The organism is Proteus penneri (genome assembly GCF_022369495.1).
GTDB classification, from domain to species: Bacteria; Pseudomonadota; Gammaproteobacteria; order Enterobacterales; family Enterobacteriaceae; genus Proteus; species Proteus penneri.
Genome location: NZ_CP059690.1, coordinates 2,296,227 through 2,310,928 on the forward strand (window position 1 = coordinate 2,296,227; position 14,702 = coordinate 2,310,928).

A 14,702-nucleotide genomic window follows, 5' to 3' on the forward strand; every position below is an offset into this window, starting at 1 on the left:
TTTAACCCTTAATAGTCAGGAAACAGTACAATTTACACGCTAATTTATATAACAGTTAAACACGATTAGTAATTTAACAATAAAGTCCTAATCTTTTAACCCCCCATTTTATTCATTTAAATGAAATAATAATTCATGAAATATTTATTCCAAAATAAAACATTAATAAACTTATAAACAACAAATGAAAAGCTAATTAGCACTTTATTTTTATATTTTTGAATCTCCTCTCATTATTTATCTTCTCATTATAAAAAATGAAAAAATTTTAATTAACATTACTGAATTGATGATAGTTTAAGCAATAAGAAAAATAACACTGAAGATTATCACTATGAAAATCAATACACTAGACACCCTTAAAATTAATCATTTGTTTAATCAATACAATTTGAGATGTTAATCATTTTAGTTATATCGCTATTTAATATCGAAAGAGATGAAAATTTATCTTTATTTCATCTATTTTTAATTTCTTTTCATATTGAGAGTACTCAGTATTTATTATTCTAAAATTAACGATAATATAAAAACATTAATTATTATCTTTCTATATTTAAGCAATATTATTTATATTTGAATTAATACCTTTATATTGAGGTAAAATGAGAAAAAAAGTTATTTTATTAACACTATTAAGTGGATTATCAACCACTGGATTAACAGCAAATGACACCGGTTATTTAGGCTCGATGGGAGAATCGCGGCGCGCATTACAAGAGAGTCAACGTGAAATAAATCAACTTATTGAACAAAATCGCTATCAACAACTTCAAGAAAATGCATTAGAGGTTTCACCTTCCCCCACACTTATTACTGAATCAGAACATTGTTTGCCTATTAATGGAGTTTATGTTCAAGGAATTACTTTACTTGATGAAAAAGATCTTGATTCCTTAACACCATTACCAGAGCAATGTATAAAAAGTGCTGACGTTAATCGTTTAATCAAAGAGTTAACTCAACGTTATCTTCAACATGGCTATATTACTGCCAGAATTCAATTTTTACGTCCTAATCAAGAACAACAACTTGGGTTGTATGTTATTGAAGGTTTTATTGAAAAAATAGAAGGTGGCGATCGAGGCGTTAACACCGCATTACTTTTCCCTCATATTGAAGGAGAACCTCTTGAACTCTCAAAATTGGATCAAGGGCTTGATCAAGCAAACCGCTTACAATCGAATAAAGTTAAATTAGATATATTGCCTGGTACGCAATTAGGTGGCTCCATTATTCAGCTCTCCAATCAGCGACAAGCACCATGGCACCTAAATATTTCGAGTGATAATTATGGACAAAAAAACTCGGGGCGCTGGTTAGTTCGAACGAATGCAAGCTTAGACAGCCCATTGGGGTTATCTGATTTTGTTAGCTTAAACGCTAGCATTACCACTGATAAACCCAATACACGTTTTAATCGTGCTTACACCCTACTCTATTCTTTACCTTATGGCGCATTGACATTCAGTACTTTTGGTAGCTATTCCGAGTATGAATTTCATCAAGCATTACAAACACGTACCGTACGTTTGTCTGGAGATACAACACAAGTTGGTTTAAGGGGCGATTACGCGTTTTATCGTAGTCAAAAGCAGATTGATACCTTAAATATGCAGGTAACACATAAACAAATACGCAACTATTTCAGCCAAATTCGCCTTGATTTAAGTAGCCCTGCACTTACAACAGTAGAGCTAGGTATCAACCATTTACATATTATTCAAAATGGTGTTATCAGTGCGAATTTAAGTGCAGAAAAAGCCATTGGTTGGTTTGGTGCAGACGAATCACCTCGTGTTACTAATGGCGATGGTAATGACTATCGCTTTACAAAAGTTAAGCTTTTTGCCAATTGGCAACATCGTTTTGCTATATCGAATTCTACATTTTTATTCAATAGCGCCTTCTTTGGCCAATATAGCCCTGACACCTTACCGGGAGTGGAATGGCTAAGTTTAACGGATAAAAATGCGATCCGCGGTTTTGATCAAAGTACACTTTCTGGCGATAACGGCGGCTATTTGCGCAATACGCTTTCTTATCCTTATCGAATAAATACCTTTTCAATCACCCCTCGAATTGGCCTAGATGCAGGTCGTGTTCAACAACATGGCAACTATGAAGGATGGCGTAGTGGTTATGGACTAAGTTCAGGCTTAAATCTTCAATATCAAAAAGCACAATTCGATATCGAAGTCGCTAAGGGGCATTTGCTTTACAACCAAACGAATTCCAATAAAACCAAAGACCCTACTCAAGTGTTAGTTAGATTTTCATATTTATTTTGATTCACACTCATAGCAATAAACGGAGAAAACTCTATGAAATCAAAAAACTTCAAGCTCTCTCCTTCGGGTAGGCTTGCTGCATCTTTAGCGATTATTTTCGTATCACTAAATGCATATGCTGGCGGTATTGTTCCTGATGCGGGCAATCAAGGACCAAATGTTTCATCAGTTAATGGTGGTACTCAAGTCATTAATATCGTTACACCGAATAACGAAGGTATTTCTTATAACCAATATCAAGATTTTAATGTAGGCAAACCTGGCGCCGTATTTAACAATGCCTTAGAAGCTGGGCAATCACAGCTTGCTGGACAACTCAATGCCAATAGTAACTTAAATGGACAAGCTGCTTCTTTAATTTTAAATGAAGTTGTTAGTCGAAATCCTTCATTCTTATTAGGTCAACAAGAAGTTTTTGGTATAGCGGCGGAATATGTACTTTCTAACCCAAATGGAATTACCTGTGATGGATGCGGTTTTATCAATACCAGTCGCTCTTCTTTAGTTGTAGGTAATCCACTGTTTGAAAATGGTGAATTAAAAGGTTATAGCACGCTGAATAATACAAATTTACTTTCTATTGGTAAAAATGGATTACATGCACCTCGTCTTTTAGATTTAATTGCACCTCGCATTGATAGCCGAGGTAAAATAACCGCAGCTGAGATTTCTGCATTAACAGGTCAAAACACGTTCTCTCAACGCTTTGATATTCTTTCATCACAAAAACCTACGTCAGCTTTAGACAGTTATTTCTTTGGAAGTATGCAATCTGGTCGTATCCGTATTATTAATACCGCAGAAGGAAGTGGTGTTAAATTAGCCGGTAAATTTGTTGCTGATAATGAATTAAGTGTTAGAGCAGACAATATTCAAACGGATAGCCAAGTTCGTTATGACAGTTACGACAAAGAGGGTAGTGAAAACTATCAAAATTACCGTGGCGGAATTGCTGTTAATAGCAGTGGTTCTAGCCAGACTCTGACAAAAACAGAGTTAAAAGGTAAAAATATCACTTTGGTCGCTGATAATAAAAACCAAATCAAAGCCTCTGATTTAATGGGTGATGATATTTTATTACAAGGCGCCCATTTAACTGTTGATGGCAAACAGTTACAGCAAAAGGACACCGATACCGACAATCGTTGGTTCTATTCTTGGCAATATGATGTCACTAAAGAAAAAGAGCTAGTACAGCAAGTTGGTAGCCATATTGAGGCGAAAAATAGTGCAACATTAACAGCGACTAAAGGTGATGTCACACTTGAAGGTGCAAAAGTTAATGCAGGCAATATTCTGGCAATTAATGCCAATAAAGATATTAATATCAATGGATTAGTTGAAAAAGAAAATCGTAGTGAAAATGGCTATAAACGTAACCACACTTCTCGTTTAGAGACAGGAAGTTGGAGCAATAGCCATCAAACAGAAACCTTAAAAGCGAGTGAGCTGACCGCAGGTAAAACACTAGGTTTAAATGCCGAAGGGTCTGTTACCGCTCAAGGCGCAAAATTACATTCTAATGAGAATGTTGTCGTCAACGCTAAAGAGAACATCAATCTTAATGTTCAAAATACCAACAATGATAAAACCGTAACCGACAATCATGTTGTTTGGGGCGGGATCGGTGGTGGTAATAATAAGAACAATAACAACAAACAAGAAGTCAGCCATTCAACACAATTAACGGCTAATGGACAACTGTTACTTGCAGCAGATAACAGTGTCAAAGTTACAGGCAGCCAAGTGAAAGGCAACCAAGGCGCATTTGTTAAAACGACTCAAGGTGATGTTGTTATTGATAATGCGATTAGCGAAACCATCACTAAAACAGATGAACGTACAGGTACTGCATTTAACATCACTAAAAACTCCCACAAGGATGAAACTAACCAACAGCATTCAACTGGTAGTGAATTAGTTTCAGATGCAGAGTTAACTGTGGTCAGCGGCAAAGATGTTAATGTGATTGGTAGCTTAATAAAAAGTGCCGACGAGTTAGGTATTGAGTCTTTAGGTGATATCAACGTTAAATCTGCACAACAAACCACGAAAATCAATGATGAAAAAACATCATTAGAGATCACTGGTCACGCTAAAGAAGTCGAAGATAAACAATATAGTGCTGGTTTTCATATCACTCATACATCCAATAAAAGCAATAGCACAGAGACAGAACAAATCGGTTCTACCCTCAGTGGTGGCAGTGTTAAAGTTCAAGCGGATAAAGATGTCACTTTTGCTGGTTCTGACTTAAAAACAACAGCAGGTAATGCCACTGTTTCAGGTGACAATGTTGCTTTTGTTTCAACAGAAAACAAAAAAGAGACTGACAGTACAGATAGAACCATTTCAGGTGGATTTAGCTATACCGGTGGCGTTGATAAAATCGGTAACAAAGCTGATTTCCAATATGACCAACAGCATACAACAACCGAAATCACCAAAAATAAAGGTAGCGAAACGCAAGTTGCGGGTGATTTAACTATCACTGCAAACAATGATGTAACACACCAAGGTGCATCACACAAAGTTGATGGCACTTATAAAGAATCGGGTGAAAATATCAATCACCTTGCTGCCAATGATAGTGCAACATCTAAAACAGATACTTTAAATATCGGTATCGATGTAGGTGTTAATCTTGATTATAGTGGTGTTACTAAACCAATTAAGAAAGCTGTAGAAGACGGGATTGATACCACAAAACCGGGAAGTAATACGGATTTAGATAAAAAAATCACCGCTAAAGATGCCATTAACAATCTTGCTAACTTAAGTAGTTTAGAAGCACCTAATGTAGGTGTTGAAGTTGGAGTGAAAGGTGGTGGAAGCCAGAAATCACAAAACGATACCCAAGCAGTTTCAACATCAATTACTGCCAGTAATATTAATACTGACAGCAATAACACCTTACATGACCAAGGAACTCATTATCAATCAACTCAAGGTGATGTTACGCTAACTGCTAACACTCATACTAGTGAAGCAGCGCAAAATAAACACCAACAGTCCTTCCATGAAACAACGGGAGGTGGTCAAGTTGGTGTCAGTACCAAAACAGGCTCTGACATTACCGTAGCAATTAAAGGTGAAGGTAAAACCACTGACACTAGTTTAACGACAACAAAAGCTGAAGGTAGCCAGTTTAATTCAGCTGGCAATATCAATATTAATATACGTGATGATGCGCATTATGAAGGCACTAAATTTGACGCTCGCGATGGCAAAACTGTCATAAATGCAGGCGGTGATCTAACGCTTGCACAAGCAACAGATACTCATTCTGAAAATCAACATAATGTAAATGGTAGTGCAAACCTGAAAGTAGGTACAACACCAGACAGTAAAGATTATGGTGGTGGCTTTAACGCAGGTGGGACAAATCATCAAAAAGATCAGACAATAGCGAAAGCGGGTTCAGTGAATGGCTCACAAGGTATTGAGTTAAATTCAGGTCATAATCTGACTTTGCAAGGAACTCATTTAACCAGTGAAAATGATGTTGCTCTGACGGCAACGAATAAAGTTGATTTCAAAGCAGCAGAATCTCAACGTACTGAAACAGGTAAAAACTTATCAGGCGGATTACAAGCAGGATTTGGCCAGAAAACGGGAGAGAAATCCTCTTCTGTCAATGGGTTAGGTGGCGCTGAATTTGCCATTGGTAAGCAAGATGAGAAAACAGTTTCTCGTGACGGTGGAACAATTGCTAATCAAGGCAATTTAACCGTTAACGGTAGCTCTGTTAATCTTCAAGGAACTAAAGTTAATAGCAAAGATACGCAATTAACTTCTCAATCTGGTGACACCACACTGACATCAGCACAATCCACGGATTACAAAAGTAATTGGGGAACAGATATCTCTTTAAATGGCAAACAAACCAATACCACGCCAAAAGAAGTGACCGAAGAAAACCCAGCCACCTCTATCCATAATATTGGTGGCAAAGTTTTAGTACACGTTGAAGATCAACAAAAATCTACTCACCAAAATGCCTCCGTAGAAACTGGCTCCTTAACTATAAATAGTGACAAAAACCTCACTCTTTCTGGTGCAAATGTTTCCGCGGATAATATAACGGGTAATGTAGGCGGTGACTTTACGGTAACGAGTCAAAAAGACAGCGATCGCCACGTTAATGTTGATGTAAATGTTGGTTACAACCACAACAATGATCCTAAATCTAGCCCAGTTAATAAAACCGCTGAAGCAGGTGGATCACTATTAGAAGACACTATCAAAGAAACTATTGATTCAGGTATTAAATCTGCAACTGATGTTATCTCTGATAAATACAATTCTCTTTCTTCTGCTATCGCAGATAAAACGGGGATCAGTGGCGAAACAAAAACCAAAATTGATAAAGGCGTTGGAACAATAGGTAATGGTATCAAAAATATCGTAACAGGCGCTGAAGGCCATACGGCGAACGCGGATATTAAAGTTTCTCATATTGATAATGATGCAGTTACCCAAACTACAACCTTAACAAGCAAAAATGCTATTTCATTAAATGTAAGTGGTACAACTCAACTTACAGGCGCTGAAATTAAAAGTGAGCAAGGCCAGGTTGATTTGGGCGGTAGCAGCGTTCAATTAAATAATATTGAAGGCCATCAATATGAAGCCGGAGCAGATCTTGATCTGAAATCATCTGCTGTTGATCTCGTGAAACAACTTGCAGGTGGTGACTTATCATTAAAATCACCTGTTAAAGTTAATGAAACAATAAATACAAAATCGTCTATTTCTGAAAAGTAATAGACACATGATAAAAGAGTAATGCCTATTCTTTTGTAAACTAAACCCGCTTGTTATTACAATAAGCGGGTTTTATAGATCAATTCAAAATAAAAAACAGAATACGATCTGTAAATAACAAAAAAGACCCACTGATGACTGAGTGGATCTTTTTTAATCCGTGCATTACACACTTGTTATCAGGATAAATAAATTAACCTAACTGACCATGACAATGTTTAAATTTCTTACCTGATCCACAAGGGCATGGTTCATTACGACCCACTTTTTTACCTGCAGCCACTTGACCATCAACTGCTGACATTTGAGACTCTTTTGTCACTTCATGGCTTAATTGTTGCTGTTTAGCTAAACGCTCAGCTTCTTCACGACGACGACGTTCTAACTCTTCAACTTCTTCAGGTAAACGAACTTGTACTTTGCTTAGTGTGCTGATCACTTCATATTTCAGTGATTCTAACATATTAGCAAACATCGCGAACGATTCACGTTTGTACTCTTGTTTTGGATCTTTTTGTGCATAACCACGTAAATGGATACCTTGACGCAAATAATCCATTGCTGCTAAGTGCTCTTTCCACAGTGAATCTAGCGTTTGTAACATCACGCCTTTTTCAAAGTTACGCATCATTTCAGCACTAACGATTTCTTCTTTCGCTTTATAAACTTCGATAGATTTTTCTAAAATACGCTCACGTAATGTTTCTTCGTGTAATTCAGGCTCTTTATCTAACCACTCTTTGATTGGAAGATTTAAATCAAAGTCTTTTTGTAGACATGCCGTTAAACCTTCAATATCCCACATTTCTTCCAGTGATTGAGGTGGAATATAGTTATCAATCATTGAAGTGAAGACGTCTTGACGAATGCTATCGATAGTTTCGCTTACATCTGCCACATCCAGTAATTCATTACGCTGAGTATAGATTGCACGACGCTGATCATTCGCTACATCATCATATTCAAGCAGTTGCTTACGAATATCAAAGTTGCGGTTTTCTACTTTACGCTGTGCGTTTGCTATTGCTTTAGTTACCCAAGGGTGCTCAATCGCTTCGGTCTCATTCATGCCTAATTTACGCATCATGCCAGACACTTTGTCTGAAGCAAAAATACGCATTAAAGAGTCTTCCATAGACAAATAGAAACGAGAAGAACCTTCATCCCCTTGACGACCCGCACGACCACGTAACTGGTTATCAATACGACGAGATTCATGACGCTCAGTACCAATAATATGTAAACCACCTGATGCTAATACGGCATCATGGCGCTCTTTCCATTTAGCTTTGATTTCTTCGATTTGCTCTTCCGTTGGCTCTTCAAGTTTAGCCACTTCAGTTTGCCAACTCCCCCCTAACACGATATCAGTACCACGACCCGCCATGTTAGTTGCAATAGTTACCGCTGAAGGTAAACCTGCGTTAGCAATAATATCCGCTTCCATTGCGTGGAATTTCGCATTCAGCACGTTATGGTGAACATTCGCTTTAGTCAGCGCTTTAGAAATCTCTTCTGATTTTTCAATTGAGATAGTACCAACAAGTACAGGTTGGCCATTCTTGGTACGCTCACGAATATCTTCAATAATGGCCGCAAATTTACCTTGCTCATTCATATAAACTAAGTCAGGGAGATCTTTACGCACCATTGGACGATTAGTTGGGATAACAATGGTTTCTAAGCGATAGATAGAGTTAAATTCAAACGCTTCAGTATCCGCAGTACCCGTCATCCCTGCTAATTTTTCGTATAAACGGAAATAGTTTTGGAATGTGATTGACGCTAATGTCTGGTTCTCATTTTGGATCTTCACACCTTCTTTTGCTTCAACGGCTTGGTGTAAACCATCGGACCAGCGACGGCCTTGCATTGTACGACCAGTATGTTCGTCAACAATGATCACTTCGCCATCTTTAACGATGTAGTCAACATCTTTAGTAAATAGAGCATGAGCACGCAATGCCGCTGTCACATGATGCATGAGCATAATATTAGCTGGTGAGTATAAAGACTCGCCTTCTTTCATCATGCCAGCATCGGCTAATAACCCTTCAATTTTAACCAGACCGCGTTCTGTGATATTCACTTGACGTGTTTTTTCATCAACAGAGTAATCACCTTCGCCTTGGAAAGTATCTGAATCTTCTTTTTCTTGAGAAACCAAATGAGGGATCACTTTGTTCATTTGGATATAAAGCTCAGAGCTATCTTCTGCTGGGCCTGAAATAATCAGAGGTGTACGTGCTTCGTCGATTAAGATTGAGTCAACCTCATCCACTAATGCGTAGTGTAATTTACGTTGAACACGCTCTTGAGGACTAAATGCCATGTTGTCACGTAGATAGTCGAAACCGAATTCATTGTTCGTACCATAAGTGATATCAGCATTATAAGCTTCGCGTTTTACTGGTGGCGCCATATTTGGCAAGTTGATACCAACGCTTAAACCTAAGAATTCAAACAGAGGACGGTTATTTTCGGCGTCACGTTGTGCAAGATAGTCATTGACAGTAACAACGTGAACCCCTTTACCTGATAGCGCGTTTAAGTATGCAGGTAATGTTGCTGTTAATGTTTTACCTTCACCTGTGCGCATTTCAGCAATACAACGTTCATTTAGAACCATACCACCAATTAACTGCACATCGAAGTGGCGCATACCAAAGACACGTTTACTTGCTTCACGAACAGTCGCAAACGCTTCTGGTAAAATATCTTCTTCTTTTTCACCGTTTTTTAAACGCTCACGAAATTCATTTGTTTTCGCTTTTAGCTCAACGTCGGTGAGTTTTTCAAACTCTGGCTCTAGTTTATTAATTTCATTAACAACTTTTCGCATACGACGGATTGTACGATCATTACGACTACCAAAAATTTTGGTTACAATTTTACCTAACATAAATCTTTATTCTCATTTATGGCGTGAAACGCCGAAAAAAGCCTCTGTATCGATAAACAGAGATAATCATAATCTTATTAGATTAAGTGACCCAATTAAGCTGTTAGGTAAGGCCCTGCACGAATACCGCGGATTTGTGCAAGCCATAATCCGGTATGATAAGAATTTGTATTCTGTACTAAAACATAGCCAGAAAGAGGAAGGTTGCTTAATGCAGATGATGGAGTCTCTGTTAATAAGGCATACAGCGTATCAAGCATAACCGCTGCAACATTAGAAACAGGTAACGGTTCATCTTTTACTTTAACCATCAATTCTGGTGAATTAATGGTGAATGCAAAAGAGAGCTGTTTAATCACATTTTTTACTGCGTGTTGTTGCCAGTAATTAAAGGTGAAGGATGAAGCAGGATTCTGTACACTTTGACGTAAGAATAAGTTATCAAACGCAATAAGTGCCTGACTTTGACGGTTTTGAGATGAAGGGGTATCAGTTTGCTGTGGATTCTCGGCATGAGCAGACAACAGCGAAGGTATTCCAATACCTGCTGCTACCATCCCTAAAAGCAGATGCGACCAAAAATATCGCCTGCCAAACTGTCGCCAAAAACTTATAATGCTCATTAACCTTCGTTGCTCATTAATTTTTATTTTGTGGAGTCAAAATCTATGCGGGATAGTTACCCACAATCATTGGAAAAAATCTTCATTGAACTTGAAGGTTCCAACAAGAGTACATTACAACTTATACAACAGCGCGCAACAATTTTACTAAAATTAAATCGCGCCGTCATGGCTCTTTTACCCATTCCTTTACGAGATAAGTGCCGTGTCGCAAATTATCGCAACGCTATTTTAATTATTGAAGTTGCAAACGCAAGTTGGTTAACTCGCTTACGTTATGAAACCCCATCATTACTTTCTGCATTGAGACAAGAAATTTTACCATCCTTATCCTCAATAGACATCAAAATAAATCCCTCTTTAGGAATAAAACAGGAAAAAAGATCTTTAATATCATCATTAAAAGAGCAAGCACCGATAAAGAGACGTCACTTAAGTTTAGAAAGCGCACAGTCATTAAAGTATTTGGCAGAAAAAAGCCCGAAGAAATTAAGAGAGAAATTAGAACGGTTGGCTGCACTTGCCGGAGAGAGTACAAGTACAGCCAAAGATGAACGTTAATTAGAGATAATTAACGTACTTTCCTTCACAGGAATTAAGCAAAGACCATTGAGGGAGCTTTGAAGGCTACTGGCATTTGCGCTTCGTCTTCAAATGTGACAAATTCCCATGCAGATTCTTTTGCTAATACAGCTTGGAGCAATTTATTGTTTAGTGCGTGACCTGATTTAAACGCGGTGAATTCACCGATAATGTTATAGCCACACATAAATAAATCACCGATTGCATCCAACATTTTGTGACGAACGAACTCATCTTCAAAACGCAGGCCATCATCGTTGAGAACACGATAGTCATCAACTACGATTGCGCAATCGAAGCTTCCGCCTAAACACAATCCTTTAGATTGCAGATATTCGATATCACGCATAAATCCAAAAGTACGAGCACGGCTAATTTGGCTCATAAAAGATTCAGCGGAGAAATCTAGTTTATAACGCTGTGTACTTGAATCAATGGCTGGGTGATTAAAATCGATAGTAAAATCTAATTTAAACCCATTGTATGGGCGCATCTCTGCCCATTTATCACCATCTTCTACACGTACGGTTTCTTTGATTCGAATGAATTTCTTCGCTGTACGAAGTTCTTCGATACCTGCATCAAGTAACAAGAAAACAAAAGGTGCCGCACTTCCATCCATAATTGGGATTTCAGGTGCATTCACTTCAATTACAATATTATCAATGCCTAAACCAGCCAGTGCTGCGTTTAAATGCTCAACGGTTGATATACGCACATCGTCTTCGTTAACTAAGCAAGTACATAACATAGTGTCACGAACTGATTTTGCGTCTGCTGGAAAATCCACCGGTGGATTTAAGTCAGTACGACGGTAGATGACCCCAGTGTTTGCTGGCGCCGGACGCATTGTAAGCGTAACTTTTTTACCCGTGTGAAGTCCCACACCAGTTGCTTGTACAATTCGTTTTAATGTCCGTTGTTTGATCATCATTTTATCTCGCAATGTTATCCGTCCTACCAATCATTATACTTATAATTGGCAGGACAGTTTAGCACAAAAAGCGGAGATGCCAATCTTTTTGGCGATTAATCAGCCTGTTTTCTCAAGAACGCAGGGATATCTAAATAATCCGGTTCTTTGTTTGACTGAGTAGATTGTTCGTTAACGGCTTTTGCAGCAGGCTTACTTTCTTCTACGGAAGAGAAAGAAGACATGCTGTTTTGCATTTGCTGGTAACGATTCTCCATTGCGCTTTGCTGATTCTGTTTATTAGTTACTAGGGTAATTTCTGGACGTTTGTCCATGCCAATACCTGTTGCAACAACAGTTACACGCAATTCATCATTCATTTCTGGGTCAAGAGATGTACCAATAACCACAGTCGCATTATCTGATGCAAATGCACGAATGGTATTACCCACTGTTTCAAATTCATCAAGACGTAAATCAAAACCTGCGGTGATGTTGACTAACACACCACGTGCGCCAGATAAGTCGATATCTTCCAATAATGGACTTGATATCGCCATCTCTGCGGCTTCTTCAGCACGATCTTCGCCTTTCGCAGCACCTGAGCCCATCATGGCATAACCCATTTCAGACATCACAGTTCTTACGTCAGCAAAGTCAACGTTCATTAAACCAGGGCGAGTAATAAGTTCAGCGATACCTTGAACGGCGCCTTTTAATACATCATTAGCTGCGCCGAACGCATCTAATAATGAAATTCCACGACCAAGTACTTTTAATAATTTGTCATTTGGAATAGTGATTAATGAGTCAACGTGTTTTGATAACTCAGTAATACCTTGCTCAGCAAATGCCATGCGTTTTTTGCCTTCAAAATTAAAAGGCTTAGTCACCACAGCAACAGTCAAAATACCTAATTCTTTCGCCACTTCTGCGACAACAGGCGCAGCACCAGTACCAGTACCACCGCCCATACCCGCTGCGATAAAGACCATATCAGCACCTTCAAGTGCTGCACGTAATCCTTCGCGATCTTCCTCAGCAGCATTACGGCCTACTTCAGGATTTGCACCTGCACCTAAGCCTTTCGTAATGGCATTACCAATTTGGATAGTCTGTCCGACCGCTGTTTTACGTAGCGCTTGAGCATCCGTATTGACTGCAAAGAAATCTACGCCTTCAATACGTTCACGAACCATGTGCTCAACCGCATTACCGCCGCCGCCACCAACGCCGATGACTTTGATCACCGCATCGTTGGTTAATTCCATAGGTTCAAACATAATTTCTCTCCGTTTTGTGCCTTCTCAGGGCCGCTTGCTCAAACGACCTCTTTTAAAATTTGTCTGATTATTAAAACTCTCTTTTTAGCCAGCCAGTGAGTTTCTTAAATAAACCACTGACAGCAGAGCGTTTCTCGGTTTCAGTTTCCTCACCAAAGTGAGACTCTTTACCGTAATGCAAAAGCCCAACCGCTGTTGAGTAGTAGGGGTCCTGCGCATAATCTGTTAGCCCGGTAATATTTAACGGTTTACCGATCCGTACTTGTGTGTGAAAAACACGTTGAGCACATTCAACAAGTCCATCAATCTGTGCAGCACCACCTGTTAGCACAATACCTGCCGCTAAATGATGCTTAATCCCTTGCTGGCGTAACTGTTCTTGAACTTTTAAAATCTCTTCATTAACAAGATTAAGCAGTTCGGTATAACGAGGCTCAATCACCTCAGCAAGAGTTTGTCGTTGCAGACTTCTTGGTGGTCTACCTCCGACGCTTGGAACTTCAACATTTTCATCTTTACCAACTAAAGATCCTAATGCACAACCATGGCGAACTTTGATAGCTTCAGCATCATTTGGCGGAGTGCCAAACGCATAGGCGATATCACTGGTTACAACATTTCCTGCATAAGGAATAACGCGGGTATGTCTTAATGCGCCACCGGTATAAATAGCGATATCCATTGTACCGCCACCAATATCAACAACACATACACCTAATTCACGTTCATCTTCTGTTAATACAGCGAAACTTGAAGCGAGTCCCGCGAAAATCAGTTGATCCACTTTTAACCCACAGCGTTCAACTGCTTTTACAATATTCTTTGCCATATCGTTATGGCAGGTAATTAAATGAACTTTAGCCTGCATACGCACGCCCGATAATCCAACTGGGTTTTTGATCCCTTCTTGATAATCAATGGCATACTCTTGCGGTATAACGTGTAAAACACGGTGTTCATCTTTTACTTTGACGGATTTTGCGGTATGAACCACACTATCAACATCATCTTGAGTCACTTCTTCTTCTGAAATTGGCACCATACCAATCTCATTTTGGCAACTGATATGCTTGCCTGATAACGCCAAATATACTGAAGATATTTGACAGTCAGCCATCAACTCAGCCTGATCTACCGCCCGTTGCACACATTTTACGACAGATTCGAGATCATTAACGCCACCTTTATCCATGCCCCGAGATGGACAACTTCCCACCCCGATAATATTCACTACACCATCAGGCAGGATCTCACCGACAAGGGTGGCTACTTTGGCCGTACCAATCTCAAGACCAACTACTAATTTTCTGTCCGTCGCTTTGATCATTATTGTTCTGCCTT

Annotated in this window: 8 protein-coding genes; 3 read left to right on the plus strand and 5 right to left on the minus strand. The window is 38.9% G+C overall.

What is annotated here, in order from left to right:
• Nucleotides 1-605: 605 nt before the first annotated feature.
• Nucleotides 606-2,291, plus strand: coding sequence for a ShlB/FhaC/HecB family hemolysin secretion/activation protein (locus H1225_RS10490; protein WP_115065523.1), 1,686 nt, complete (start codon nt 606-608; stop codon nt 2,289-2,291).
• 33 nt (nt 2,292-2,324) lie between these two features.
• On the plus strand, nt 2,325-7,058 hold the full coding sequence (gene hpmA, locus H1225_RS10495; RefSeq protein ID WP_239739110.1) for a calcium-independent hemolysin HpmA: 4,734 nt from the start codon (nt 2,325-2,327) through the stop codon (nt 7,056-7,058).
• A gap of 193 nt (nt 7,059-7,251) precedes the next feature.
• On the opposite strand, the gene secA is transcribed toward hpmA, so the two are convergent.
• Both secA and secM read right to left on the minus strand, forming a co-directional pair.
• A complete protein-coding gene (secA, locus tag H1225_RS10500) occupies nt 7,252-9,960 on the minus strand; it encodes a preprotein translocase subunit SecA (protein ID WP_072063376.1) in 2,709 nt (902 codons plus the stop codon).
• Between the two features lie 95 nt (nt 9,961-10,055).
• Nucleotides 10,056-10,583, minus strand: a complete 528-nt coding sequence (gene secM / locus H1225_RS10505) for a secA translation cis-regulator SecM (RefSeq protein WP_006533743.1) — start codon at nt 10,581-10,583, stop codon at nt 10,056-10,058.
• Nucleotides 10,584-10,628: 45 nt separating this feature from the next.
• Here secM and H1225_RS10510 point away from each other — a divergent pair, with 45 nt between their 5' ends.
• A complete protein-coding gene (locus tag H1225_RS10510) occupies nt 10,629-11,144 on the plus strand; it encodes a DUF721 domain-containing protein (RefSeq protein WP_161724771.1) in 516 nt (171 codons plus the stop codon).
• 34 nt (nt 11,145-11,178) lie between these two features.
• Here the strand turns inward: H1225_RS10510 and lpxC are convergent, their stop codons facing one another.
• The 3 genes from lpxC to ftsA all read right to left on the minus strand — a co-directional run bounded on the left by lpxC (nt 11,179) and on the right by ftsA (nt 14,688).
• Nucleotides 11,179-12,096 carry a UDP-3-O-acyl-N-acetylglucosamine deacetylase gene (gene lpxC, locus H1225_RS10515; RefSeq protein ID WP_072063495.1) on the minus strand — a complete coding sequence of 306 codons (918 nt, stop codon included), beginning with the start codon at nt 12,094-12,096 and terminating at the stop codon, nt 11,179-11,181.
• Between the two features lie 98 nt (nt 12,097-12,194).
• A complete protein-coding gene (ftsZ, locus tag H1225_RS10520) occupies nt 12,195-13,361 on the minus strand; it encodes a cell division protein FtsZ (RefSeq protein ID WP_072063378.1) in 1,167 nt (388 codons plus the stop codon).
• Between the two features lie 70 nt (nt 13,362-13,431).
• Nucleotides 13,432-14,688, minus strand: coding sequence for a cell division protein FtsA (gene ftsA, locus H1225_RS10525; protein ID WP_006533748.1), 1,257 nt, complete (start codon nt 14,686-14,688; stop codon nt 13,432-13,434).
• Nucleotides 14,689-14,702 lie beyond the last annotated feature (14 nt).

What these genes read in the sequence shown, in the direction of transcription:
- H1225_RS10490 (WP_115065523.1), top strand. Translation starts at nt 606, where the DNA reads ATGAGAAAAAAAGTTATTTTATTAACACTATTAAGTGGATTATCAACC.
- hpmA (WP_239739110.1), top strand. Translation starts at nt 2,325, where the DNA reads ATGAAATCAAAAAACTTCAAGCTCTCTCCTTCGGGTAGGCTTGCTGCA.
- secA (WP_072063376.1), bottom strand. Translation starts at nt 9,960, where the DNA reads ATGTTAGGTAAAATTGTAACCAAAATTTTTGGTAGTCGTAATGATCGT.
- secM (WP_006533743.1), bottom strand. Translation starts at nt 10,583, where the DNA reads ATGAGCATTATAAGTTTTTGGCGACAGTTTGGCAGGCGATATTTTTGG.
- H1225_RS10510 (WP_161724771.1), top strand. Translation starts at nt 10,629, where the DNA reads ATGCGGGATAGTTACCCACAATCATTGGAAAAAATCTTCATTGAACTT.
- lpxC (WP_072063495.1), bottom strand. Translation starts at nt 12,096, where the DNA reads ATGATCAAACAACGGACATTAAAACGAATTGTACAAGCAACTGGTGTG.
- ftsZ (WP_072063378.1), bottom strand. Translation starts at nt 13,361, where the DNA reads ATGTTTGAACCTATGGAATTAACCAACGATGCGGTGATCAAAGTCATC.
- ftsA (WP_006533748.1), bottom strand. Translation starts at nt 14,688, where the DNA reads ATGATCAAAGCGACGGACAGAAAATTAGTAGTTGGTCTTGAGATTGGT.